Origin of the sequence: Polynucleobacter finlandensis, from assembly GCF_018881755.1 — a bacterium.
GTDB classification, from domain to species: domain Bacteria; phylum Pseudomonadota; class Gammaproteobacteria; order Burkholderiales; family Burkholderiaceae; genus Polynucleobacter; species Polynucleobacter finlandensis.
On the sequence record NZ_JACVPS010000008.1, the window covers coordinates 88619 to 113066 of the forward strand.

The following is a 24448-nucleotide window of genomic DNA, read 5'->3' on the forward strand; positions in this document are numbered from 1 at the left end:
TGATCAAGCCAATTGGTAGCAGTCAACAATCACTTTCCAGGCCTCTTCTGCAGTATGAACAAAATGTATTAAGTCCACGCTTGACTTATCAATCACACCGAATTCAATCATCTTTTGTAAATTCAGGACCTCAGACCAAAACCCATCACCAACCAGGATCACGGGTAGAACCGCTACCTTGCCAGTCTGCATCAACGTCAATACTTCAAAGAGCTCATCAAAGGAACCAAAACCCCCTGGGTAAGCCACAATTGCCCTTGCTCTGAGCATAAATTGCATCTTGCGCAAGGCGAAGTAATGAAATCGAAACGCCAAACCTTCGGTGATGTATGGATTGGGATGTTGCTCTCGAGGAAGGCTGATATTAAATCCAATGGTTTCATCACCCGCCTCATAGGCACCACGGTTAGCTGCCTCCATAATGCCGGGGCCGCCACCCGTACAGATATGAAGCTTACTGCTTGTTGTTAATTGTGTAGCGTTATAAGCAGCCACAAGCTTTCCGAATTCACGTGCAGACTCATAGTATTTACTATGCAACACGGCATTTTTTGCCTCTGCTATTTCCTCAGAAGTCTTAGCTTCTTTCCCCATCTTTAAGGCTTGCTCGTAACTTACAAAGCGGGCAGAACCAAAAACAGTAATCGTGTGATCAATACCCCGCTCCCGCAGCAAAATATCAGGCTTTAATAGCTCCAATTCAAATCGGATCCCCAAGGTTTCACGTCTCGCCAAGAACGCAGGATCATCAAATGCAAATTTTGAGGAGTCCTCAGATGTTTTCTCAGAAATTTCACCCTTATTCAGATTTAAAAAATCAGAAATTGTCTGTGCATTATTGATGGGGAGCTTTGGGCTCATATCACTACCTTGAAAGGAAATAGAACTCCATCTTACCTCTTGGAGTGTCAGTATTACTACCTAGAAAGTGCTATCACTTACACATCTCAGGCTTATTAGGAGGCGATTGGGATTTACTGAGGCCAAAACACAGGTTAAGATTATTGCAATTTCAACAAACTGAAGGAAAAGTAATGAGCAACCGTTCAATCATCATCATGGTATTGGTATTAATTAGTGCTACAGCCTATCTACTCCTCAAAGGCGATGGCAACATTGATATGGGTGGTGAAAAACATGGTGCTGAAGCTACGCATGTTGAAGAAGCTAAAAAAGATGCACCAGCTGCTGCTCCGGCTGCACCTGCAGCAGCCCCAGCTGCCGATGCTAAGAAGTAATCTTACTGACATCGAAAGAAAACCGCGGTCAGCCGCGGTTTTTTTATATCATCTGTTTATGAAATACTTTTTCAGCGCCTGCCTTCTACTCCTTTCCACTCTCGCCAATAGCCAATCGCCTAAAGCCATGAACCCATCTGATAAAGCCATGCTTCAATCCTTTGCACCAACCGGCACAATCCGAGTTGGGATTAATTTAGGGAATCCTGTTTTAGCGGGGACTGATGCAGTTACCCAAAAAACAAAAGGGGTGACGATTGATATTGCTAATGAGATTGGCAAGCGAACGGGTTTACCGGTCCAACTGATTCCCTTTAAAAGCGCAGGCGCAACAGTAGATGCAATTAAGACTGGCAATATTGATTTAGTCTTTGTTGCCATAGACCCAGTGCGAGGTGAAGACATTAGCTATACCCCACCCTATATTCAAATCGAAGGCGCCTATATGGTCAAAGCGTCATCCCCTATTACCAGCAACGCAGCAGTTGATGTGGCTGGTAATGAAATTGTGGTCGGCAAAGGAAGTGCTTATGACCTTTATCTCACACGAGAAATTAAACATGCAACCATTTTGCGCGCCCCGAGCTCACAAGCGGTGGTAGACGACTTCATGGGTGGCCAAGGAAATGTCGCTGCAGGTGTAAAACAACAACTTGAGAGCGATGCTTCCCGCTATACAGATTTAAGAATGTTGCCTGGACGGTTTATGGTGATCAATCAAGCGATCGGCATTCCGAAAGCCAGATCTGGATATGAAAAAACCAGCGCTTACTTAAGCGCCATCATTACCGAGTTAAAAGCGTCTGGATTTGTCGCGAATGCAATGTATCGTCACGATATCCAAGGTGCCAAGGTTGCCGAATAGGATCTTCAGCACTGAATAGTTTGTAGGCGCTCCGGAATCTGGACATGGGTCCAGCCTAGTTCATCTCGAATACTTGCAGCAAATGCAGCAGCTGCTTTAGGCTCTCCATGCACAACAAATGTGGCTTTGGGAGGCTTTTTAAATCCGCTTAGCCAATCTAGTAAGCCCGCTTTATCGGCATGCGCTGACAAGCCTCCAATAGTATGGATAGAGGCCTTCACTAAAACCTCCTCACCAAATAACCGGACCATAGGAACCTTGTCGACTAAGCGCCGCCCAAGACTGCCGTAGGCCTGAAAGCCAGTGATGACGATGGCATTCTGCGCATAAGGAAGATTGTTAGCTAAGTGATGCACGATTCGACCAGCATCACACATCCCGCTTGCCGAAATAATGACGGCGCCACCCTTAATTTTATTAAGTGCTTTGGATTCTTCTACATCGGCAATAAAACGTAGGCTAACTGCATCTGGATGATCTTTAAACCACGCAAAAGTCGCCTGCGACTGCTGATCCAATTGCGAAAAGAAATGCTCGGTGAGATGTGTAGCTGCTGTTGCCATCGGCGAATCTACCCAAATACTGAGATGCGGCAATAATCCTTTACGAACTAAATCAATCAATAGAAATAACACCTCTTGGGTTCGCCCGACGGCAAAAGCTGGAATGATCACATTTCCATGTCCGCGCATCGTCGATGAAATCACCTCCACCAGCTCATCTTCAGTCTCTTGTAGACTGCGATGCAGGCGATCTCCATAAGTCGATTCAATTAGCAATACATCTGCCTCGCTAATCACCGCTGGATCAGGCATTAAGACTCTGCCCTTCATACCAATGTCACCAGAGAACACGCAGCGCTTTACTGGTGAGTCCGTTTCCTGAATATCCAAAATAGCAATAGCCGATCCAAGAATATGCCCGGCATTACGAAACTCTAACTGCACACCTTCACAGGGCTTGACGACTTGCCCATACTCTATGACCTCAAACTGATTCAAAGTCATCTCTACTTCTTCTCTGCTATACAGCGCGACAGGCATATCGCCATGCCACTTGCCTGCCTTCTGCTTACGCTCGGCCCGCTCAACATCTGCAAATTGCAAATGCGCGCTGTCCGGTAGCAGAATTTTTAATAACTCAAAGGTAGCGCTAGTGCAATAGATTGGGCCGGTAAACCCTTGGGCACAAAGACGTGGCAATAATCCACTATGGTCAATATGGGCATGGGTTAAGACGATAAAGTCAATTTCTTGGGGGGAAAATGGCAATGGCTCCAGATTTTTCAGACTGGCTTCACGTCCACCTTGAAACATCCCGTAATCAACAATAAAACGTCTCTCGTGACCACCAAGGAAAGCCTGGACCGAGTGTCGTGAACCCGTAACCTCCCCCGCTGCACCAAAAAATTGAATCTTCATGCTTAAAAGCATACACCCCTTAAAATACCCTCACCATCTAAATAAAAGCGATTAATAGGGATGACAGCATCAACCCAAGAACCAGTAGAACTTGCGTCACTGGATCTCATTCAACATTTAAAGCGAAGGCCATCGGAACATAAAGGCGACGCTGGGAAAGTTGTGATCATTGGCGGCGCCCCTGGTATGGCGGGTGCACTGGTACTTGCAGGTAATGCCGCATTGCATTTGGGTGCCGGTTGGACCATTCTCGAAATGCTCGACCATACATCTACCCAGGCACTCCTTGACCAACCAGAATTAATGGTGAGAGCGGCAGGTAATAATGCAGCGGAACTGTTGATCAAAACGAATCCCGATCTCATTGCAATCGGACCAGGTCTGGGTAACTCCTCACTTGCTTATACATGGCTTCAAGCGAGCCTGGCGCATCCCAACATTCCTTTGGTCCTCGATGCAGACGCGCTAAATTTAATCGCCGACAACAAAGCGCTTTTACTGGCATTACAAAATCGCAATCAACAATTTCCAGGTCTAAGCGTCATTACGCCGCACCCTGGTGAGGCAGCTCGACTTCTCAACATATCGAGTGAGCAAGTTCAAGATCAACGCCAAGTCACTTTAAAAAGCTTAGCGCAGTTAACTGGCTCCATTGTGGCCCTCAAAGGCCGGCACACCTTAATTGCCTCTCCGCAGCACTCTAGCGTTCAATGCATGCAAGGCAATCCCGGCATGGGTACAGGTGGTATGGGTGACGTACTCACAGGCAGTATTGCCGCTATTGCTGCTCAAGGTATTCGACATCAGCTCGATTTATGGTCATCGACCTGCATAGCCGTGCAACTCCATGCATCGGCGGCTGATGGCTTGGTCAATAAAGGGATTGGCCCCATTGGACTTACACCATCAGAGACCATTCTAGAAATGCGTAGCATGCTCAACCGTCTTCTATAAGTAAACATGCACGCCAGCAATCTCGCTCTGCAACGCAAACGCTATCTATCTGGCATTCTGATGGCTGGCCTGGGGTCCATTCTATTCTCTGGCAAAGCCATTCTGATTAAGCTCGCTTTCACTTATGGCGCGAATGCAGAAACTCTCCTGGCACTTCGCATGTTGATTGCCTTGCCTTTATTTTGGTCGATCTATTGGTGGCAATCACGTCAGCAAAAAATGTTGCCCATTAGTTGGTCAGACCGCTCAAAGGTATTGCTCTTAGGATTTTTGGGCTACTTTCTATCAAGCTATTTGGATTTTTTAGGATTGCAATACATCTCTGTTGGCCTCGAGAGAATTGTTTTGTATCTCACTCCAACGATTGTTTTACTAATCTCCTATTTTGTTTTGCAAAAAACCATTTCACGTGTTCAGTGGGCGGCCTTAATCGTCGGCTACCTTGGTGTGCTGACCGTATTTATTCAAGATGCTAATTCCACTGGAAGTGCAGCATGGCTTGGAATGCTCTTGGTATTTGCCAGCGCCTGCACCTATGCGGTTTACATGATTGGCTCCGGAGAAATGGTGAGGCGTGTTGGCAGCATTCGCTTGGTAGTCTATGCAAGTACATCATCAGCATTCTTCAGCGCTATACAAGCCTTGGTATACAACCCCACAGATATTCTGGAGCAGGCCTCCCAAATCTATTGGCTTAGTCTTGTGAATGCTAGTGTCTGCACGGTCATTCCAATGCTGCTCATTATGATTGCCATTAATCGCATTGGCTCCCCACTCGTTGCACAGGCGGGTATTCTGGGGCCCGTCTCCACGATCTTCATGGGTTGGGCTGTTCTATCTGAACCCATTACCTGGTTGCAAATTGGAGGCATGACTTTAGTGATGGCGGCTATGTGGCTATTAGTGCGTAATGACTCCAATAAACAAAAACCACTAGAGTCTGTGAACCCTAATGGTTTTAGCGATAAAGACTTGCTCGGATCATAGCCGAGCAAACAGCATTACTGCTGTGCGGCTTCAGCCTTTTTTGCCTTCTTCTTTGCTTTTTTCTCAGCTTTCTTCTTCGCTTTTTTATCTTTCTTAGCCTGCTTCTGAGCGCTCTTATCAGCAGCTTTATCTGGCTGAGCGGCAGGAGCAGCCGCAGGGGCAGCAACTGGTGCTGAGGCTGGCGCAGGGTCAGCAGCCATCACCGAGATTGGAGATAGGCCAATCGTGGCGGATACCAGGGTGGCTAAGCTTAAACGTACGAAACGAGAAATCATCAAATTCTCCAATTGGGTTTGTGGATAATTAAATAATACCCAAGAATTTAGCAAAAATGCTTTTTTCAACAATTCAATTTGAGCGCTGCCATGACCAATTTCCCAAAAGATATCTATACCGAACCACAAGGCTACTCAATTGATACCCTAAAAAATCTAGGGCCCCTGACCCGCATGGCTGGAATTTGGGAAGGAGCGCGAGGGTTAGACGTAAAACCAAAGGCAGAAGGTCCAAAAAAACAGGCCTATATTGAGCGCATAGAACTACAACCTATTGACCCTCAAACCAATGGCCCACAATTGCTTTATGGCTTGAGGTATCACACCCACATCACCAAGCCAGATCAAATCAAGACATACCATGATCAAGTTGGCTACTGGTTGTGGGAGCCGGCAACTGAAACCGTTACTCATACCCTCACTATTCCTCGCGGAATGATTGCCATGGCATCGGGCCAAACCGCGGCGACTGCCAATCAATTTGAACTCGTTGCCAGAGCTGATAACCCAACATCGGGAATCTCTTCAAATCCTTTTTTAGAATATGCATTCAAGACGATTGAATATCGTATTCAAGTTTGTTATTTAGACGATGGAACTTGGTCCTATAGCCAAGATACCATCATGATGATTAAAGGAAGTGCTGAGCCCTTTCATCACAAAGACAATAACCTTCTCATGAAAGTCGGTGAGCCAACGCCAAATCCCCTAGCCTTAGAGGCAATAAAAAAGCCATCCTAGGATGGCTTTTTATGTGTGGCTTGCAATTGCTTAGGCTGGCTGCGCCTCAACTTCAGTAATCTTTTCTAAAGCTGTTGCAAGGTGATCGACCGTGCGATCAACGTGTGCCAACTTCTCAAGACCAAATAAGCCAATCCGGAAAGTGCGGAAATCTGGACGTTCATCGCATTGCAATGGAACACCAGCAGCAGTCTGCAGACCTAAGGCAATAAACTTCTTACCTGACTGAATATCAGCATCCTTGGTGTAACTTACCACTACGCCAGGAGCCTGAAAGCCCTTAGCGGAAACGGATGGGTAGCCTTTAGATACCAGCAAGGCACGAACCTTGTCGCCTAACTCTTGTTGCTTTTGCTTCAGAGCTGCAAAGCCTAATGACTGAGTTTCTTTCATGGTGTTACGCAAAATCTTTAGAGCGTCCGTTGGCATGGTGGTGTGATAAACATGCCCGCCCTTTTCATAAGCTTCCATGATTTGGAGCCATTTTTTAAGATCCATGGAGAAGCTGCTGCTTTGCGTAGATTCAATATGCTCGCGCGCTCTTTCACCCATAGCAATCAAAGCGCAGCAAGGGGAGCTACTCCAACCTTTTTGTGGTGCAGTGATTAATACATCAACATTGCATGCCTTCATGTCAACCCACATCGCACCAGATGCGATGCAATCCAAAACAAACAGACCGCCAACTGAACGCACAGCATCACCAACAGCTTTGAGGTAATCGTCTGGCAGAATAATTCCGGCAGAGGTTTCAACGTGCGGCGCAAATACTACGGCTGGCTTTTCTTTTTTGATGAAGGCAACAACTTCTTCAATTGGTGCTGGAGCAAATACACCTTGAGTAGAAGCATCTAATTGCTTACCCTTCAGAACTGTGACGTCTTGAGTGATATGGGCTAAATCAAAAATTTGTGTCCAGCGATAACTGAACCAGCCATTACGCAACACCAAGCATTTTTGATTGTTGGCAAATTGACGAGCAACTGCCTCCATACCAAAAGTACCGCTACCGGGAACAATCACAGCAGAGCTTGCGTTGTATGCATCCTTTAAGACGCTAGAAATATCTACCATCACTTTTTTGAACTCTACAGACATGTGGTTCAAGGAGCGATCGGTGTAAACAACCGAGAACTCTAAAAGTCCGTCTGGATCAATATTGGGAAGTAAGCCTGGCATAGTGATTTCCTAGAAATTCTGTAAATAGTCCTAAATGATACTGATTTAGTTACTTATTGCACTGCAATCCGATTGTCTTTGATCAATTTGCCCCATTTAGCTTGGTCTAAGCGCAAAAAGGACACAAAATCATCGGCACTACCGCTGGCAGGGTCACTCCCCCGCTCCAACATCGCTTTCCTCAGCTTTTCCTGACTTAAGGTGACGGCAACCCCTTGGTTGAGTTTTTGTACGATTGCCTTTGGTGTGCTTGCGGGCGCAAAAAGACCAAACCATCCGACAGCACTATAGCCCGGCAATCCGGATTCTGAGACAGTTGGAATATTGGGCAAAGCTTCAGAGCGCTTTGCTCCGGTCTGACCTAAAGCCAGCAACTTACCCGTTTCAATTTGCGGCATCACGGTTTGTGCAGGTGCAAACATCAAGTCAATATGGCCCGCCAATAAATCTGTTAAAGCCTGACCTGTTCCCTTGTAAGGAATATGCAGTAACTCAATCCCCGCCATCGACGCAAATAATTCGCCAGATAAGTGTGAAGCTGAGCCGGCACCAGATGAGCCAAATCTCACTTTGCCAGGATTGGCTTTTGCAAAAGCAACCAGTGCTTTAATCGAGTTGATATTTAAACCAGGGTTAACCGTAACGATATAAGGAGAGGCGGATACCAAGGCCACGGGAGAAAATTGCGCGATATTCCTATCGGTTACCGCTGCCGTTGAACCCATCAACAAGGTATAGCCATCCCCTGAGGATTGCGCTACGATCTCAGCACCAATCGCCCCACTAGCCCCGGGACGATTTTCAATAATCAAAGATTGCTTCCATAACTCAGTCAGCGATGGCGCCATCAAACGAATTAAAGTATCAGCCCCGCCACCCGGTGGAAATGGCACGATGACCTTGATAGGCTTTACAGGAAAAGAATCAATCGATTGAGCTTGCGCAGGTAAACATCCTAGCAAGCCAAACAAAAAAATTGCAGAAACCAGATATTGCCGCATCATCTTCGCCTTAGACTTCATCAACAATCGTCGTTCTTAAGGTCGAGATGCCATCGATTGAGCACTCAACCACATCGCCTGGTTTGAGATATAAATCTTCCGCATTTTCTTTACCCACCGCCACACCACCAGGCGCGCCAGTAGAAAACATATCACCAGCTTCGATAGGGATAAAACGTGAGAAATGCTCCAAAATATCGGAGATCTTCCAAATTTGATCTTGTGTATTAACGCGCATGCGCTCTTCTCCATTGACGGAGCAAGTCATCCACAAATCATAGACATCCGGAATCTCATCAATCGTCACAATCTCAGGTCCAAGCGGCCCAAAGCCAGGGATATTCTTTCCGGTCCAAAAGCGTGAACCAGAAGCAACTTCGCGTAACTGCAAGTCACGGCAAGTCAGGTCATTCAGAATGGTGACACCAGCGACATAGCTCATGGCCTCATCTTTTTTAGCGCCTAGCGCGCGCTTACCCATCACAAAAACCAATTCCGGCTCGTAATCCAGACGGGTAATGCCTTTTGGACGAACCACTTTTGCCTCGTGCCCAGAAAGACAGGAGTTCAACTTAATAAATGAAGTGGGCTCTTGAGGAATTTCTTTAATCAGGTTGGTGCGCTTGAGCTCCTCCAAATGTGTACGGTAATTTTTACCTACACAAAGAAACTTTTCGGCATCCATGATCGGCGGTAAATACGTAATGCTCGAAGCCTGCAACAACAATGGGGGAGCAGATTCTGGAATCGTTTTAACCCAAGCCTTCGCCTGCTCCATCACCTTGCTGCCGGCACGTAAAAAATCTCTCATCCCCACTGGAAAATCTTTGATGCCTTGTGATTGAGCAACATCACTAAATGGTAAAACTAAGTCTCCCGATAAATTGGGAATTCTGGCGCCGATTTCAGGGGTGGATGATCCGCTGCGGGTAAATGTAATGAGTCTCATATTTTTTAGGTTTTATATTGAAGTAGTGAAAATGGAAAACTTATTCTGAGCCAAACAGCGCATTATTTTTCTGGCGCTTTTCGACTGAATTTTTGAGTAAAGCAGCAATTCGGTAAAAACCGTGCCCGAACTTTCCGTAAGGCATCGTCAGGAAAAAGGCCATAACGAATCCAAGATGAATTGCCAGCATGATCGCCATAGAGGCAGTGTCACGATATGCCAGCAAGGCTAAACCAGACGCACTGATACAGAACAGCAAAATAATGAATGCCCTATCCATGGGTTTTTGTGTCGCATCACCGTGCTCTGCATTGCGCCTGAGATTTAAGTACAGCAAGCCAGCAGGACCAATCAGTAAACCAATACCGCCCACTGTACCCAGAAGCACAGGAAGACTAGTCAATGCATAAGGCGCGTGTAGATCCAATAAGTAGTGATAGAGCGTCGCTACTGAAGTAGCCGCAAAGCAAAACATAAATCCATAAAAGGTGAAATGGTGAAAGCGTTTACGCCAGAGTGAAAAAGCATCATCCTCGTTATTGCAGCCATCTCCATGGCCGCCGCCAAGATACTTCAAAGTCAGCGCATCATGTGTCGCCTCAGCAGCAGCCGCACCTGAGATATTTCCATCGGAGATTTGTCTCCAGAAAGAAAACACCCCAACACTTAATGCCAGTAAGGCAAAAGCAAATACCGACCCAAACATCAAAGCCAAAGTGTTGTGAGAAAAGATTGCGTAAAAATTACCGTTGAATGGGCTGGAGACAAGATTGCCATTCATCCACAACGTCAGTAGCAAGAATGCAGTTAAAGATATGGAAGTGGCTAAGACCGTCGTCAAGCCATTCTTCTGATAGAGAGAGCCAAATGACTTAGGCCACGCATAGGTTATGTAGGTGTCTTTGCGGACCTGCGCCATTACTTGAGGAATGTTCACTCCAAACTCATGAGGAGGAGCATATTGACAGGCATGCAAACAGGCGCCGCAGTTATGGCAAAGATTGGCTAAGTAGTTCATATCAGCCACATTGAAATCAATCCTGCGAGTCATCGCTGGAAAGACTGCACAGAAGCCTTCACAATAGCGACAGGCATTACAGATCTGCAACATGCGCGCAGCTTCAGCCTCAGGAGAGCCCGATGCTAGGACTGTAGCTTCTTGAATCAGTTCTTTAAGTGCTTGCATGTGTTACATCCCGATGACGAAGAGCGAATTGTGCTGCCTGCGCTGCTTGCGTTCCTGCAATCCTGCCAAATGCTGTCCCAATCGCCATACCAATTCCTGCTGCATAGCCTTTTCCTAAAACATTGCCAGCCATCATTTCACCGGCGACAAATAGGTTATCGCTTGGTTTTCCACCAAAATGTACTTCTGCCCTATCGGTGGTCTTCAGTCCAAGATAAGTAAAAGTCACGCCAGGTCGCAAAATATATCCATAGAACGGTCCGGTATCGATAGGAAGTGCCCAGTGAGTCTTAGCGGGCTCCAAGCCATTGGTATGGCAATCATCCATGATCGTGTGATCAAAAGTGCCCGCCTGACAAGCAGCGTTATATTCCTGAATCGTTTTCAGCAGAGCCCCTCTGTCCAGACCCAACATGTCCGCCAACTCTTCCAGGGTATCCGCCTTATCCCCTGGAAATACTGGAGGCATAAATCTACCCAATACTTTTGAATCAATAATGGAATATCCAATCTGACCTGGTTGATGGGCTACTAACCTTCCCCAAAACGCATACCGCTTTGGCCAAAAATCTTCACCTTCATCAGAAAAACGTTCGGCATTCTTGTTAACGACGATTCCGAAAGAGACGCAATCGACGCGCGTACAGATTCCACCGTCGTATAGTGGTGCTCTCGCATCGACTGCCACCATGTGCGCTTGAGTTGCATCGCTCACAGAATCCGCACCCATCTCAATTAATTGCTTTAATAGCACGCCCTTGTTATATCGCGTGCCCCGAATCAAAAAATTATCAGCTGGCGCTTCACCAAACTCGTTGATACCCCAAGCCTCTTTTAACCACTCGCGATTCGATTCAAAGCCACCGGCAGCCAATACGCAAGACCTAGCTTCGATGCGCTCATTGCCAACGTAAGCCGCTAAAAATGTTCCATCCTGAATATCTAAGGAAGTGACTGTAGCGTCGTAACGAATCTTGACTCCCAGCTTTTCGGCACTCCGGTAATAGGCATTTACTAAAGCCTTGCCACCACCCATAAAAAAGGCGTTGGTTCTGGATAAATTGAGCGTGCCAGACAATGGCGGCTGAAATCTCACGCCGTGTTTTTGCATCCAAGCGCGACACTGGGAAGATGCACGAATGGTCAAGCGTGCTAACTTTTCATCTGTAATGCCGCCGGTAACCTTCATTACATCCTGCCAATATTCCTCTTCAGGGTAGGCCTCACTCATCACATCTTCAGGCGCATCATGCATTGAACGAATATTGCGAGTATGCGCAGAATTTCCGCCGCGCCATTCTTTGGGTGCTGACTCTAAAAGCAAAACAGTAGCGCCCGCTTCTTTGGCCATTAAAGCGGCACAAAGAGCAGCATTTCCGCCACCGATCACAAGAACATCAAACATAGTCAACCTAAAAATATTAGAAGCAAAATTCAGAAAAAATAACTGTAAAGCTTTTTTCTATTTAATTCCTAGACGTGGATCAAGATGCCTTTACTTGGCTGGCCCTAGATTTGGTGGATGACACCACAATACCGGTAACAATTAACGCAAAAGCCAGCCCGTGATAAAGCCTTGGGGGTTCCCTTAGCATTGCTGCTGATAACAGGGCAGTAAACAACGGGATGAGGTTGGCAAAAAATGCGGCTACGGTAGGCCCAGCACCATTCACACCCAATCCCCAGCAGCGGTAGGCGATCAAAGACGGTCCGACTGCTACAAATAAAATAACAGCGGCAGTAAATACATTCAGTTCTAGGTGAGCATAGCCACCGGCGATCTCAAAACCATCAAAGAATAATGTCCATAACAAACCTACTAATACCTGGGCCATCAAAAAATCCGCCCAAGGCCACTGACGTTCAGTACTTTGACCTGGACGACTGAGCATCCAGCTATAGGTCGCCCATAAGATCGTAGCAAGCATGATCAGAAGATCACCCACAACCAATTCCATCGAAAATAGTGTTGAAGGCTCGCCTCTGGTCAATACCACCGTTACACCAATCAGGGAGACAACAGCACCAATGAGCTGTAGCAAGGTGGGTCGGACTTTATAAAATACTGCCCCAATCAATAACATCCAAATTGGCATGCTGGCCCCAATCAAAGTGACATTGATGGGGGTAGAAGTTTGCAGGGCGAGATAAAGAAGGACGTTATAACTACCGACCCCAAAAAGTCCTAGCAATAAAAAACGCGTCTTGTTTTGCCAGAGTGCACTATCGCGCTTAAAGATGCGCCAGCCAAAAGGCAGCAAGATCAAGGCGGCCAATCCCCATCGAACTGCGCTCAAGGTAATTGGCGAAACGCTCCCAACTAGAAGACGTCCGGCAATAGCATTTCCGGCCCAGAGTGCTGTGGCAACAACTAAATAGAAAATAGTAGCTAAATTAAGCTGAAACATTGGAAGGTATTGAACAAGGAGGAAATCAAGGCCCCAGTTAGGGACTACCCTCCTATTGTAGAAACAAATGCCTGGTATTGCTAAGATAGAGCTTAAATAGGTCAGAGTCTTCATAAATGACCTCAAATCGAAGGATAAAACGTGGCAATCATTACCAACATTGAAGACCTACGGGTACTTCATCAAAAGCGTACCCCCAGGATGTTTTATGACTATGCCGACTCTGGCTCCTGGACTGAATCCACCTACCGAGCAAACGAATCTGATTTTCAAAAAATCAAGTTGCGCCAACGTGTCGCTGTTGATATGACAAATCGCACCACCAGAACAAAGATGATTGGTGAAGACGTTGCGATGCCAGTAGCATTAGCCCCAACTGGCCTGACTGGTATGCAACATGCCGACGGCGAAATCCTAGCAGCCCGAGCAGCTGAAAAATTCGGCGTCCCGTTTTGCTTATCCACGATGAGCATCTGCTCTATTGAAGACGTCGCGGAGCGTACGACCAAGCCATTTTGGTTTCAGCTCTATGTCATGAAAGACCGTGGCTTTATTGAGCGCTTAATTGAAAGAGCCAAAGTGGCGAAGTGTTCGGCACTGATGTTGACATTGGATTTACAAATTTTGGGTCAACGCAATAAGGATCTCAAGAATGGTCTATCAGCACCACCAAAACTGACCATTGCGAATATGTTCAATATGGCTACTAAGCCACGTTGGTGTCTAGGTATGGCTATGACACCTCGCAGAACTTTTCGCAATATCGTGGGGCATGCCACAGGCGTGGGCAATATGTCTTCCCTCTCCTCTTGGACAGCAGAACAATTTGATCCGGGCTTGAACTGGGGTGATGTGGAATGGATCAAAAAGCTATGGGGCGGTAAGCTCATTATTAAAGGCATCTTGGATGCTGAAGATGCTCGTTTAGCTGCCAACTCTGGTGCAGATGCCATGATTGTTTCCAACCACGGTGGGCGTCAACTAGATGGCGCCGTTTCTAGCATTCAGGCACTTCCTGGCATTGTGGATGCAGTTGGCAAGGATATTGAAGTATGGATGGATGGCGGCATCCGCTCTGGACAGGATGTTTTAAAAGCATGGGCTCTTGGAGCGCGTGGCACGATGATTGGTCGACCCTTCCTATATGGCTTGGGTGCCATGGGAGAAGCTGGCGTGACGAAATGTCTGGAATTGATTCACAATGAGCTAGATATCACTATGGCTTTTACGGGTCACCGCGATATTCAGAACGTTACTAAAGATATTTTGTATCCAGGAACTTTTTAAAATTAAATACATTCTTGATCACCCCTTTGTTGCCTTTGCCTTCACTCTTATAATTTGCTCAGCATCTGTTTGGTTCGGAAATGCGGTGCTTAGTAAGTACCGCACTAAAGACAGTGAGACAGCTTCTGATTTGGGAATTATTCAAACGGCAACATTGACGCTTCTCGCGCTCATCATTGGATTTACTTTCTCCATGGCCATTGATCGTCATGATCAAAGAGAGGTTCTGGAAGAGGCTGAAGCGAATGCTATTGGCACTGAGTATCTCCGTGCCGACCTTCTTCCCGCAACTTCAGCATCGGCAATCAAAGTGCTCTTAGTTCGCTATCTTGATCAACGCATCCTGTTTTATACCGAGCAGCATCACGAGCCTCTGACAGAAATTTCCAAACGAACGGATAAGCTTGAAAATGCGCTTTGGCAGGAAGTTCTGCCAGCTGCCCGTTCACAGACCAATGCCATGACTGCTTTAGCCGTCTCCGGTATGAATGATGTCCTCAATTCGCATGGTTACACCCAAGCTGCCTGGTGGAACCGTATCCCATTCACCGCCTGGGGACTCATGGGGGCAATCGCGATTTGCGCCAATCTCTTGGTAGGATTTGGGGCTAGGAACTTTTCGCATAATATCGCTCTCTTCATGATTTTTCCTTTTGTCATTGCAGTGTCTTTCTTTCTGATTGCAGATATTGATAGTCCAAGAGGCGGTGTCATCAGAGTAGAACCGCGTAATTTAATTCAGTTAAAAAATTCCTTACATCAACAGAGTGCAGGCAGTCCCAGCACTTCAGAAAAATAAAGTGGCATAGTACTTTTTATAGGCGGTAAAAATGAAACGAGTAGTAGATGTCTTTAAAAACAGAGGCCGCGAGCTGGTCTGGACCTACGTGGTTCACTTAGGAAACGATGAGTTTCATCCGGCACAAATTGATTTTGAAGTGGAGGCTTTAAGACTATCGCAACTGGATAAGCGCGGCGCCGTTAACGAATTAAGCGCTAAGGCTAGACTGCCCAACTAAGTTTGATGCAATGACCCCACAATGGTCATTGTCAATTACCTTATTTATGATGTTGTCTGTAAATCTATTCAGCACATCATGTCAAAAAAACGCTATCACCCCTTATCTATCTTCTTTCACTGGCTCGTATTTCTTCTCGTTGTAGCAGCGCTCGGCGTGATTGAATTAAAGGGGCAGTTTGTCAAAGGGAGTGAGCCTCGCGAGCTCTGTAAAACAATCCATAGTCTTTTGGGACAGCTCATATTTATCGCTATGGTATTGAGACTGGGTATTCGTATGATCTATGGTGTTCCAAAGCGCTCTGGAACAAGCCTATTATTTAGTCATTTGGCCACAGCAATGAATTGGTTGCTCTATTGCTTGCTGCTGACACTTCCCATCATGGGCCTTATTTTTCTGCAGGCAGGTGGTAAAGAGGTGCAATTCTTCAATTGGACACTCCCCCAAGTGCTAAGCCCTGACCCATCCATCAAGAAGGTGTTCAAAGAACTCCATGAATGGCTAGGTAATGCGTTGTACTTCCTCATTGGAATTCATGCCCTGGTAGCTTTGTGGCACCATTACATCCTGAAAACCGATACACTTCTTCGCATGTTGAATAAATACGACCCTGAAAGCAAATAGGAATATCTGGAATATGAAACCATTAAGCAAAAAAGCAAAGATTGCCGTCGCCTGGACAACCCTCATGACTGTGGTTGGCACTGCCATACTCCACCAATGGCAATTCTTCGCTCTAGGCCTCGCTTCAGTAGTCATGCTGCTAGTAGCAAACCACTTTGATTTATTAGATCCGCCAAACAATAAAAAATGAGGTCAGATTCTTTGGGAATATGACCTCATCGACTGTCACCTCACTAGCGTGACTGTGTATTTTTCTATCTCATCATAATGCTGGGTAATCGGTGTAACCCACTTCCGCCCCACCGTAGAAGGTTGCACGGTTATAAGGATTTAATGGGGCGTTCTTTTCAAAACGCTCAGCTAAATCCGGATTGGAAATATACAAACGGCCATAAGCAACTGCATCAGCCAAACCGTCTTCCAATACCTTCTCACCCATTGCTTGATCATATCCACCAGCACTGATGAATTTTCCTTGATAGGCCTTGCGGAATATCTCTGAAGTAACTGGAGCATCTTCGTACACTTGATCATTACCGCCCGCACTGGTTGAGCGTGGCTCAATCATGTGTACATACGCCAAGTGATAGCTATTTAATTTTTGAATGGCTGCACCAAATAAAGCAACTGGATCGCTATCACTCATGTCATTAAATTGACCATAAGGGGATAGACGCACACCAATTCGATCGCTTGGAAATACTTTGGCAACAGCATCGATGACTTCACCAAGCAAGCGTAGGCGATTCTCAATTGAGCCGCCATATTGATCTGTGCGTTGGTTGGTTTTGTCTTGCAAGAACTGATCCAAGAGATAACCGTTGGCAGCATGAATTTCTACACCATCAAATCCTGCAGACTTAGCGTTCTGAGCTGCCGTCTCATACTCCTTAATCAATCGAGCTATATCATCAGATGTCATAGCCTTAGGGGTTTCGTAGTCATGCAACTGCCAATCAGCGCCATAGGTTTGGCCTGCAGCAGCAATAGCAGAAGGCGCCTCTGGCACACCTTGTTCTGGATGCAATGATGAATGGGAAATTCGACCCACATGCCATAACTGGGCAACGATAGAACCACCCTTCGTATGAACCGCCTCAACAATCTCTTTCCAAGCAGCAGTTTGCTCGGCAGAATAAATTCCAGGAGTTGCTGGGTAACCCATACCTAAAGGGGAAATTTGAGTAGCCTCAGTAATAATCAAACCAGCACTCGCACGCTGGGCGTAATACGTTTTGGCTAATGGATGTGGTACATCACCAGCTACGGCACGCATTCTAGTTAACGGCGCCATGACTAAACGATTCTTCAACTCAATCGAACCGAGCTTTACTGGGGTAAACATGATTTCTTTTCCGGACATTGCCATCTTTCTTTTCTATAAAACACATCATCGTGAAGCAAGACTGTAGCAAAATTGCTGCAGTCTTGCTCACGCACGAATACCTTTACGTTTACCGCGACTGATTCTAATGCTCGCTCCAAAGCGCTCCTGAATACAATCCGACAGCACTTGAAACTCTTCTAGGCGAGCAGTAGAGGAGCGCGCAACCAGTGCAATAACACGCTTAGGAGTGGGCGTCGCTAGTGGTCTGGCGACTAACTCAGTGTTATTGAGCAAACCGCCCTTCACAGCCATCTCTGGAAGCAATGCGATGCCCATTCCTGACTCGACCATTTGGAGTAATGTCAGTAGGCTGGTAGCCTCCATACCTTCAGCATTACGAATATCTGATCTCTTGCAAGCCTGCAGGCTGTGGTCACGCAGGCAATGCCCCTCTTCAAGCAAAAGCAGTCTCTCAGCCATCTTGGCCGGCAAATGCACCTCTTTGCCTTTGAGTGCAGGATCATCTGCTCGAGCAACTAACCAGAACTCATCATTCAATAGCTCTTTAACCAACAAACCATTGACGTCATAAGGTAGGGCAATTAAGGCGAAATCTAACTGATGATCGGCAAGTCTAGCCAGTAAATTTGCGGTCAAATCTTCACGTAAGGTGATTTTCAAACTTGGAAAGCGATTGCGAATTTCTGGCAAAACCTGTGGCAATAGAAAAGGTGCAATAGTTGGGATGACTCCTAGGCGGATTGTGGCGGTCATTGGCTTGGCTGCCCCATCAGCGTACTCAACCAAGTCCTCAGAAGCCGCCAGAATAGCCTTAGCTCGCTCTAAAACCTCTAAGCCAATAGGTGTGATGGATACATTCTGTCGATCTCGCTCCACCAAGCGAATCCCTAGGCTATCTTCCAACTCCTTTAGCCCTGCGCTCAAGGTTGACTGGCCCACAAAACAAGCTTGTGCAGCACGCGTGAAGTTCAACTCTTTAGCTAATGCCACAAAGTAACTGAGCTGTCTCAGTGAAGGTAGATAGGCCATATTCCCCGATTTCCTATTTATCTAATATTTCGATAAATAGTATCATTATTATTCATTGGACTGATAATAATTTAAAGCTCAAAATCCATCCCATGGTTGAGCAAAAGGCAATGAAATAGCCCTCTTCTCATTAAACGGATTTTTACACTTTACAAAGAGGAATCAACAATGGCACGTCCTGAAATTAAAACAATCCAAAATCTCGAGTCTGCATTTGCTGGCGAGTCCATGGCTCATATCAAATATCGTTACTTTGCCAAGTTGGCACGCGCGGCAGGTGATCAAGAGACGGCAAAAATCTTTGAGGCAACGGCTGATCAAGAAGTGATGCATGCCTTCGGTCATCTCGATTTGCTCTACCCTGCAAGCACGATTACCCCAACCCGTGCATTGGAGATTGCGATTGAAGGTGAAACCTATGAATACACTGAAATGTACCCAAGCTTCCGCAAAACCGCTGTCGAGGAAGGTAACTCTGCAGCCATTCAAGAAATTGATGAGCAAATTGCTGAATCTAAAGAGCATGCCGAGCAATTCCAAGCAATGTTGGTAAAAGCAGCTAAACGCTTTGCTGCCTTGGCTAATGTAGAGGAGCGTCATGCTAACCACTACAAAAAAGCCTTGGAAAGCGCTATAGCATTTGCAGCCAAATAAGCTGCCTCAAGAATTAATTCGAAATTAAATTTAAACTCATCACTATTGAACGAAGGAATGATTATGAAATCTTGGCAATGTATCGTGTGTGGCTTCATCTATGACGAAGCAAAAGGCATCCCAGAAGATGGTATCGCTGCGGGAACTGCTTGGGCTGATGTGCCTGCAGATTGGGAATGCCCAGACTGCGGTGTAGCCAAATCTGACTTTGAAATGGTTCAGATCGGCTAATCAAGCCCCATCTTTATCGCAATTGAATGTATTACTAGGAGCCCAGCTTTGGATCACAATACGCAACAATCACAATCCGCCATTGTCATCATTGGCAGCGGATTGGCTGGCTTCACCGTCATTCGCGAAATCCGCAAATTAGATAAAGCAATCCCTATTACCCTGATCACTCGTGAGCCAGGGTACTTCTACTCAAAGCCAATGCTTTCAACCGCGCTGGCGAGCAAAAAAGAGGCTAAGCAACTCATCTCTACACCACAAGATGGCATGGCTAGCCAGCTAGAGCTCACCATCATGAGTGAGGCTGAAGTGAGTAGCATTGATGCAGACCTGCAAACCGTAGTGACCAATAAAGGCACTCTCTCGTACAGCAAGTTAGTGATGGCCTTAGGGGCTGATCAAATTCGTCTTGCCCTTCAAGGTAATGCTGCGAATGAAGTGCTTACCGTAAACGACTTAGAAGACTATGCAAAGTTCCGCGAAGCTATTGCAGGGAAAAAGAAGATAGCAATATTAGGCGCAGGCTTAATTGGCTGTGAGTTTGCAAACGATCTAGTTCTTGGTTCTTATGAAGTAGACGTCATTGACCTAGCACCACAAGCTTTAGGACGCCTCTTACCAAAGGAATCTGCTCAAGAATTACAAAACAAACTCAGTGATGCGGGTGTGCGCTGGCACTTCGGCACAACTGTGCAATCAATTGATCGCACTGGTAGCCATTTGCAAATCACCCTTGCCAACGGCAATACGATTGAGAGCGATGTGGTTCTTTCTGCTGTTGGCTTAAGGCCTAGATTAGAGCTGGCCAAGGCTGCTGGCTTATGTACAAGTATGGGCATTCAGGTCAATCGCCATTTAGAAACCAGTGCAAAAAATATCTACTCACTAGGCGACTGCGCTGAAGTGGAAGGTTTGGTATTGCCCTATGTGATGCCGATCATGCAGGCTGCAAGAGCGCTTGCACCTACCCTCCTGGGCCAAGATACTGCTTTGAGCTACCCTGCCATGCCAGTGATGGTGAAGACCCCGGCCCTACCTACCATCGTGTCCCCGCCTGCTAAAGATGCAATTGGCTCTTGGAAAATCACCCCCGTTGAAGGCGGCTTAGAAGCCCGTTTTGAATCTGCTGATAGTAAACTTCTCGGCTTCGTGCTGATGGGGAGTGCAACTACTCAACGCGGCGCCCTGACTAAAGAGTTGCCTGTAATCCTGTAACAAGGCTTAATTGATCCATAGAAAAGGCCCGCATCTGCGGGCCTTTTCTGTAATGCGGAAGTGCTAACGAAGCAATTAATTAGGCGGCTAACTAAGCAACCACTACAAACCAAGTAGTGTTGTGTGATTGAGCAACCATCAAGAACAACATTGGAATTGATAACAATGTATTCAAGCGTGAAGTCAACATCGCAATGCGTGCAGATTTAGCTTTTACGTCAGCTTCAACAGTAACGATACCAAGGGCACGTTTCTGATTTGGCCAAATGATGAACCATACGTTAAAGGCCATGACCAAAGCTATCCACATACCCAAGCCAATGGCACGGAATGGCGCTTGCAATGTAAAGGCTTGATGAGCGTAACCGTTCAATGTAGCAACGATTAAACCAGTCAACACAGTAAACAAAGCTGCCCAACGGAACCAGAACAATGCGGCTGGAGCAATCACTTTACCAATTGCTGGCTTTTGCTCGTCAGGGATTTTTGGCATCGATGGAATCTGGACAAAATTGAAGTACCAGAGCAAACCAATCCACATTACGCCAAACATCACGTGTAACCAACGGAATACGAAAGGCAGCTCGGCAGAACCAAAATTACCACCTAAGGCCAGAATAATCAGAACGAGCAGCACAAAACCAGCTAAAACCGTGCGTCCCAATGAGGTCAATATTGATGCCATGTGAGGATCTCCTATATATATGAATGCGCTGTAACTATAAACGATTCTGCTGTTTTTGTTTATCTGACCCAAAATTGGGATTTCTTACTTAAAATAGGTACTTAGCCAACTTTGGCAGCTTGTTTTAAAGACCCATATGACCAGCCATTTAAGCCCTAGCCCCCATAAACGAATTTACATTCAGGAAGTGGTCACGCGGGATGGATTTCAGGCTGAAAGTGCCTTTATCCCAACTGAGGAAAAGATTGCTCTGATTGATCGACTCAGTAATGCGGGTTACGCCAAAATTGAAGTGAGCTCATTCACCAGCCCCAAAGCCATACCGATGTTGGCAGATGCTGAAGCGGTGATGCAAGGCATCAATCGCGTTCCTGGTGTGGAGTACACCGTTTTAATTCCAAATCTCAAGGGGGCTGAACGTGCGATTGCTGTTGGCGTAGATGAATTCAATCTCGTGATGTCGGTGAGCGAGACCCACAATCAGGCCAATCTCAAGATGGGTCGTGAAGATTCATTTAAGGGCTTAAGCTCAGTTATTGATCTGGCGCACTCTAACAAGATTGCAGTCAATATTTCTTTATCAACGAGTTTTGGCTGCCCAATGTCTGGCATCACCCCCCTCAAAGAATTAATGCACTGGATTGACCGATTTTCGGAAAAAGGCATTCGTGGCATTACGGTTTGCGATACCACTGGCATGGCTAACCCAGCCCAAGTTCAGGAAGTCTGTGAAACGGTCCAAGCTAAGCACCCCAACCTACAGTGGACCCTGCACTTCCACAACACCCGTGGCATGGGTCTGGCCAACGCTCTTGCAGCTGTTCATAGCGGTATAGATCGCTTTGACTCCTCGCTTGGTGGCTTAGGTGGCTGCCCCTATGCCCCCGGCGCTACCGGCAATATCTGCACTGAAGAACTGGTGCACATGCTTGATCTCATGGGTCTTAAAACCCATATGCAGATTGATACGCTTCTAGAATGCTCTAAGGATTTACAAAACATCGTTGGTAGAACTTTACCCAGCCAATTACTGATGGCTGGTAAAGTAGATCGCGTGTACAAAGCACCTTGCCAGATCTAGTAAACACTCAAAAAAAATTAAACAATATCCGAGACAAGATCATGAAACCATCCTTCTTAGTTAAATCTATTCTTGCTTTTGCTATCGTGTTTTTAAGTGCTAGCTCAGCATTGAACGCACAAGAATTTCCGCCAAAGAAAACAATCACGATGGTGGTTGGCTTTGCTGCAGGTGGATCTGCTGATAACGCGGCTCGCATCATTGCCAAAAAACTGAGTGAGGATCTTGGGCAGAATGTGATTGTCGATAACAAGCCTGGTGCCGGTGGAAATATTGCCCACGCTTTTACTGCGAATGCGCCAACCGATGGATCGGTGATTTTGTTTGGCTCGATTGGACCGCTTTCGATTGCTCCTCACTTGATGAAGTTGCCTTACGATCCTCAAAAAGATTTGGCGCCCCTCACTATGGGTGTGACCTTCCCCAATGTCTTGGTAGTGATTCCAGAGTTGGACATTAAGACTCTCAAAGAGTACGTAGCGTATGCGAAGAAGAATCCCGGAAAAATTACTTTTGCCTCTACTGGAAGCGGCTCAGCCTCACACCTACAGGGCGAACTCTTCAACGTTAGAGCAGATATCGATACGGTTCACGTACCTTATAAGGGAGGTAGTCCAGCGATGGTTGACTTGCTCGGCGGCAGAGTCTCTTCTTACTATTCAGCATTGGCAACCGCAGAGCCTTACATCAAGAGCGGCAAACTGATTCCGATTGCTAGCACTGGACTAAAGCGTGCACCTACCCTGCCAAATGTTCCTACGATCGCAGAGTCAGGCTACCCAGGCTTTGATGCTGTCAACTGGTACGCATTCGTGGCTCCAGGCAAAACACCTGAAGTCATTTTAGATAAATGGAATAAAGCCTTAGTTGCCGTGTTGACCGATAAAGTAACCAATAAGCAATTAGCTGAACATGGCTTAACACCCAATCCAGGATCGCGTGAAGATTTAGCCAAATATATTGCGAGTCAATCTGCCACTTGGGGCAAGATTATTGCTGACAGAAAAATTACCGCCGAGTAAGGATTGATTCTGAACCTACTCAGCGGTATTGATGCCAAGAAGTGAGTATCTGCAAGTCAATCTATTGAGCAGTCCAACCACCATCCATATTCCAAGCAACACCTCTTACCTCTGAGGCATCGGGCCCGCAGAGAAACACTGCTAAGGCAGCCAGCTGTTCTGGGCTTACGAATTCACCAGAAGGTTGTTTCTCAGAAACCAAGGCAATCTTCGCGGCGTCATTCGAGATGTGCTCACGTTCCGCTCTAGCATCCACTTGCTTTTGAACCAATGGCGTTAAAACCCAACCAGGACAAATAGCGTTACACGTAATACCAGTGCGCGCATTTTCAAGAGCGGTGACTTTGGTTAAACCAACAATGCCATGCTTAGCAGCAACGTAGGCTGCTTTTTGGGTTGAAGCGACCAAGCCATGCACTGAGGCTATATTAATAATGCGCCCCCAGTTACGCTTTTGCATTCCAGGAAGTGCGTGGTGAGTTGTATGAAAAGCAGAGCTCAAGTTAATTGCAATAATGGCATCCCATTTATCGGCTGGAAAATCTTCAAGATTGGCTGTGTACTGAATGCCCGCATTGTTCACCAATATGTCGAGCGCCCCAAAGCGTTTTTCGGTTTGCTTAATAAGATCTTCAATTTCAGCGGGCTTGCTCATATCAGCGCCGTGGTAATCCACTTCTACGCCACAAGCCTTAATTTGTGCAATGGCAGCGTCTTTTTCACCAAAACCATTGACCATAATATTGACACCCTGCTTTGCCAGGGCAATTGCCATACCCAGACCAATACCGCTGGTGGAACCTGTTACCAGGGCTGTTTTACCTTTTAATGTAGACATATCCGTATTCGCCATCAAGTTGAAAAGTTATAAAACCTCTAAAACTTGATGTTACAGGAGCAAATTACCCCTGCAAAATGGGGTATGCACCAAGAAAACTCGTTTATTGTCTCTTTCTAGCCAAACCAGAGGTCTAAATCGATTCTTTTATACAATTCCTTGACACCCCACCATAAAGGGCAAACAATCGGGGGGTAGGCTTTATTTGAAG

28 protein-coding genes are annotated in these 24448 nt (G+C 46.3%); 15 read left to right on the forward strand and 13 right to left on the reverse strand.

Going from position 1 to position 24448, the window contains the following annotated elements; all coding sequences use genetic code 11:
• Nucleotides 1-3: 3 nt before the first annotated feature.
• Complete coding sequence (locus ICN49_RS07015; protein ID WP_216166986.1) at nt 4-861, reverse strand: LOG family protein; 858 nt, start codon at nt 859-861, stop codon at nt 4-6.
• A gap of 173 nt (nt 862-1034) precedes the next feature.
• Here ICN49_RS07015 and ICN49_RS07020 point away from each other — a divergent pair, with 173 nt between their 5' ends.
• Entirely contained in the window at nt 1035-1238 is a 204-nt protein-coding gene (locus ICN49_RS07020) for a hypothetical protein (RefSeq protein ID WP_216166987.1), read from the forward strand.
• Between the two features lie 58 nt (nt 1239-1296).
• Nucleotides 1297-2103 carry an ABC transporter substrate-binding protein gene (locus ICN49_RS07025; protein ID WP_255535435.1) on the forward strand — a complete coding sequence of 269 codons (807 nt, stop codon included), beginning with the start codon at nt 1297-1299 and terminating at the stop codon, nt 2101-2103.
• A 5-nt stretch (nt 2104-2108) separates the two neighbouring features.
• Here ICN49_RS07025 and ICN49_RS07030 read toward each other — a convergent pair whose 3' ends face one another.
• Entirely contained in the window at nt 2109-3524 is a 1416-nt protein-coding gene (locus ICN49_RS07030) for an MBL fold metallo-hydrolase RNA specificity domain-containing protein (protein ID WP_216166989.1), read from the reverse strand.
• 60 nt (nt 3525-3584) lie between these two features.
• On the opposite strand from ICN49_RS07030, the gene ICN49_RS07035 reads away from it, so the two are divergent.
• Both ICN49_RS07035 and ICN49_RS07040 read left to right on the forward strand, forming a co-directional pair.
• Nucleotides 3585-4478, forward strand: coding sequence for an NAD(P)H-hydrate dehydratase (locus tag ICN49_RS07035; RefSeq protein ID WP_216166990.1), 894 nt, complete (start codon nt 3585-3587; stop codon nt 4476-4478).
• A gap of 6 nt (nt 4479-4484) precedes the next feature.
• Complete coding sequence (locus tag ICN49_RS07040) at nt 4485-5465, forward strand: DMT family transporter (RefSeq protein ID WP_216166991.1); 981 nt, start codon at nt 4485-4487, stop codon at nt 5463-5465.
• A 14-nt stretch (nt 5466-5479) separates the two neighbouring features.
• On the opposite strand, the gene ICN49_RS07045 is transcribed toward ICN49_RS07040, so the two are convergent.
• On the reverse strand, nt 5480-5740 hold the full coding sequence (locus tag ICN49_RS07045; protein ID WP_216166993.1) for a protein tyrosine phosphatase: 261 nt from the start codon (nt 5738-5740) through the stop codon (nt 5480-5482).
• Between the two features lie 90 nt (nt 5741-5830).
• Between ICN49_RS07045 and ICN49_RS07050 the strand changes: the two genes are divergently transcribed.
• Complete coding sequence (locus ICN49_RS07050) at nt 5831-6481, forward strand: FABP family protein (protein ID WP_216166995.1); 651 nt, start codon at nt 5831-5833, stop codon at nt 6479-6481.
• Nucleotides 6482-6511: 30 nt separating this feature from the next.
• On the opposite strand, the gene ICN49_RS07055 is transcribed toward ICN49_RS07050, so the two are convergent.
• The 6 genes from ICN49_RS07055 to ICN49_RS07080 all read right to left on the reverse strand — a co-directional run bounded on the left by ICN49_RS07055 (nt 6512) and on the right by ICN49_RS07080 (nt 13204).
• The gene (locus tag ICN49_RS07055; RefSeq protein WP_216166996.1) at nt 6512-7660 is read right to left on the reverse strand and encodes an aminotransferase class V-fold PLP-dependent enzyme; all 1149 of its coding nucleotides are present in this window, start codon (nt 7658-7660) and stop codon (nt 6512-6514) included.
• A 53-nt stretch (nt 7661-7713) separates the two neighbouring features.
• The gene (locus tag ICN49_RS07060; RefSeq protein ID WP_216166998.1) at nt 7714-8661 is read right to left on the reverse strand and encodes a Bug family tripartite tricarboxylate transporter substrate binding protein; all 948 of its coding nucleotides are present in this window, start codon (nt 8659-8661) and stop codon (nt 7714-7716) included.
• A 10-nt stretch (nt 8662-8671) separates the two neighbouring features.
• The gene (locus ICN49_RS07065; RefSeq protein WP_216167000.1) at nt 8672-9610 is read right to left on the reverse strand and encodes a fumarylacetoacetate hydrolase family protein; all 939 of its coding nucleotides are present in this window, start codon (nt 9608-9610) and stop codon (nt 8672-8674) included.
• Between the two features lie 40 nt (nt 9611-9650).
• Complete coding sequence (gene tcuB / locus ICN49_RS07070) at nt 9651-10796, reverse strand: tricarballylate utilization 4Fe-4S protein TcuB (RefSeq protein ID WP_216167001.1); 1146 nt, start codon at nt 10794-10796, stop codon at nt 9651-9653.
• The gene (gene tcuA / locus ICN49_RS07075; protein ID WP_216167002.1) at nt 10783-12201 is read right to left on the reverse strand and encodes an FAD-dependent tricarballylate dehydrogenase TcuA; all 1419 of its coding nucleotides are present in this window, start codon (nt 12199-12201) and stop codon (nt 10783-10785) included. Before tcuA ends, tcuB begins: the two co-directional genes overlap by 14 nt.
• A gap of 79 nt (nt 12202-12280) precedes the next feature.
• On the reverse strand, nt 12281-13204 hold the full coding sequence (locus tag ICN49_RS07080) for a DMT family transporter (protein ID WP_216167004.1): 924 nt from the start codon (nt 13202-13204) through the stop codon (nt 12281-12283).
• 141 nt (nt 13205-13345) lie between these two features.
• On the opposite strand from ICN49_RS07080, the gene ICN49_RS07085 reads away from it, so the two are divergent.
• From ICN49_RS07085 to ICN49_RS07105, 5 genes are all read left to right on the forward strand, one after another.
• The gene (locus ICN49_RS07085) at nt 13346-14491 is read left to right on the forward strand and encodes an alpha-hydroxy acid oxidase (protein ID WP_216167006.1); all 1146 of its coding nucleotides are present in this window, start codon (nt 13346-13348) and stop codon (nt 14489-14491) included.
• 52 nt (nt 14492-14543) lie between these two features.
• Entirely contained in the window at nt 14544-15290 is a 747-nt protein-coding gene (locus tag ICN49_RS07090; protein ID WP_500797043.1) for a bestrophin-like domain, read from the forward strand.
• A gap of 31 nt (nt 15291-15321) precedes the next feature.
• On the forward strand, nt 15322-15510 hold the full coding sequence (locus ICN49_RS07095; protein WP_216167007.1) for a hypothetical protein: 189 nt from the start codon (nt 15322-15324) through the stop codon (nt 15508-15510).
• Nucleotides 15511-15588: 78 nt separating this feature from the next.
• The gene (locus ICN49_RS07100) at nt 15589-16134 is read left to right on the forward strand and encodes a cytochrome b (RefSeq protein ID WP_216167009.1); all 546 of its coding nucleotides are present in this window, start codon (nt 15589-15591) and stop codon (nt 16132-16134) included.
• 13 nt (nt 16135-16147) lie between these two features.
• Nucleotides 16148-16324, forward strand: coding sequence for a hypothetical protein (locus ICN49_RS07105; RefSeq protein WP_216167010.1), 177 nt, complete (start codon nt 16148-16150; stop codon nt 16322-16324).
• Between the two features lie 72 nt (nt 16325-16396).
• On the opposite strand, the gene ICN49_RS07110 is transcribed toward ICN49_RS07105, so the two are convergent.
• A complete protein-coding gene (locus tag ICN49_RS07110; RefSeq protein ID WP_216167012.1) occupies nt 16397-17497 on the reverse strand; it encodes an alkene reductase in 1101 nt (366 codons plus the stop codon).
• A 69-nt stretch (nt 17498-17566) separates the two neighbouring features.
• Nucleotides 17567-18511, reverse strand: a complete 945-nt coding sequence (locus tag ICN49_RS07115) for a hydrogen peroxide-inducible genes activator (protein WP_216167014.1) — start codon at nt 18509-18511, stop codon at nt 17567-17569.
• A gap of 168 nt (nt 18512-18679) precedes the next feature.
• On the opposite strand from ICN49_RS07115, the gene ICN49_RS07120 reads away from it, so the two are divergent.
• The 3 genes from ICN49_RS07120 (at nt 18680) to ICN49_RS07130 (ending at nt 20611) form a co-directional block, all read left to right on the forward strand.
• Nucleotides 18680-19165 carry a rubrerythrin family protein gene (locus tag ICN49_RS07120; protein WP_216167015.1) on the forward strand — a complete coding sequence of 162 codons (486 nt, stop codon included), beginning with the start codon at nt 18680-18682 and terminating at the stop codon, nt 19163-19165.
• Nucleotides 19166-19228: 63 nt separating this feature from the next.
• Entirely contained in the window at nt 19229-19396 is a 168-nt protein-coding gene (locus ICN49_RS07125) for a rubredoxin (protein WP_216167016.1), read from the forward strand.
• Nucleotides 19397-19444: 48 nt separating this feature from the next.
• A complete protein-coding gene (locus ICN49_RS07130; RefSeq protein WP_216167018.1) occupies nt 19445-20611 on the forward strand; it encodes an NAD(P)/FAD-dependent oxidoreductase in 1167 nt (388 codons plus the stop codon).
• Between the two features lie 91 nt (nt 20612-20702).
• Here ICN49_RS07130 and ICN49_RS07135 read toward each other — a convergent pair whose 3' ends face one another.
• A complete protein-coding gene (locus tag ICN49_RS07135) occupies nt 20703-21296 on the reverse strand; it encodes a urate hydroxylase PuuD (RefSeq protein ID WP_216167019.1) in 594 nt (197 codons plus the stop codon).
• Nucleotides 21297-21432: 136 nt separating this feature from the next.
• Here ICN49_RS07135 and ICN49_RS07140 point away from each other — a divergent pair, with 136 nt between their 5' ends.
• A complete protein-coding gene (locus ICN49_RS07140; RefSeq protein ID WP_216167021.1) occupies nt 21433-22377 on the forward strand; it encodes a hydroxymethylglutaryl-CoA lyase in 945 nt (314 codons plus the stop codon).
• Nucleotides 22378-22418: 41 nt separating this feature from the next.
• Nucleotides 22419-23399, forward strand: a complete 981-nt coding sequence (locus tag ICN49_RS07145; RefSeq protein ID WP_216167022.1) for a Bug family tripartite tricarboxylate transporter substrate binding protein — start codon at nt 22419-22421, stop codon at nt 23397-23399.
• A gap of 61 nt (nt 23400-23460) precedes the next feature.
• Here ICN49_RS07145 and ICN49_RS07150 read toward each other — a convergent pair whose 3' ends face one another.
• The gene (locus ICN49_RS07150; protein WP_216167024.1) at nt 23461-24237 is read right to left on the reverse strand and encodes a 3-hydroxybutyrate dehydrogenase; all 777 of its coding nucleotides are present in this window, start codon (nt 24235-24237) and stop codon (nt 23461-23463) included.
• Nucleotides 24238-24448: the final 211 nt, after the last annotated feature.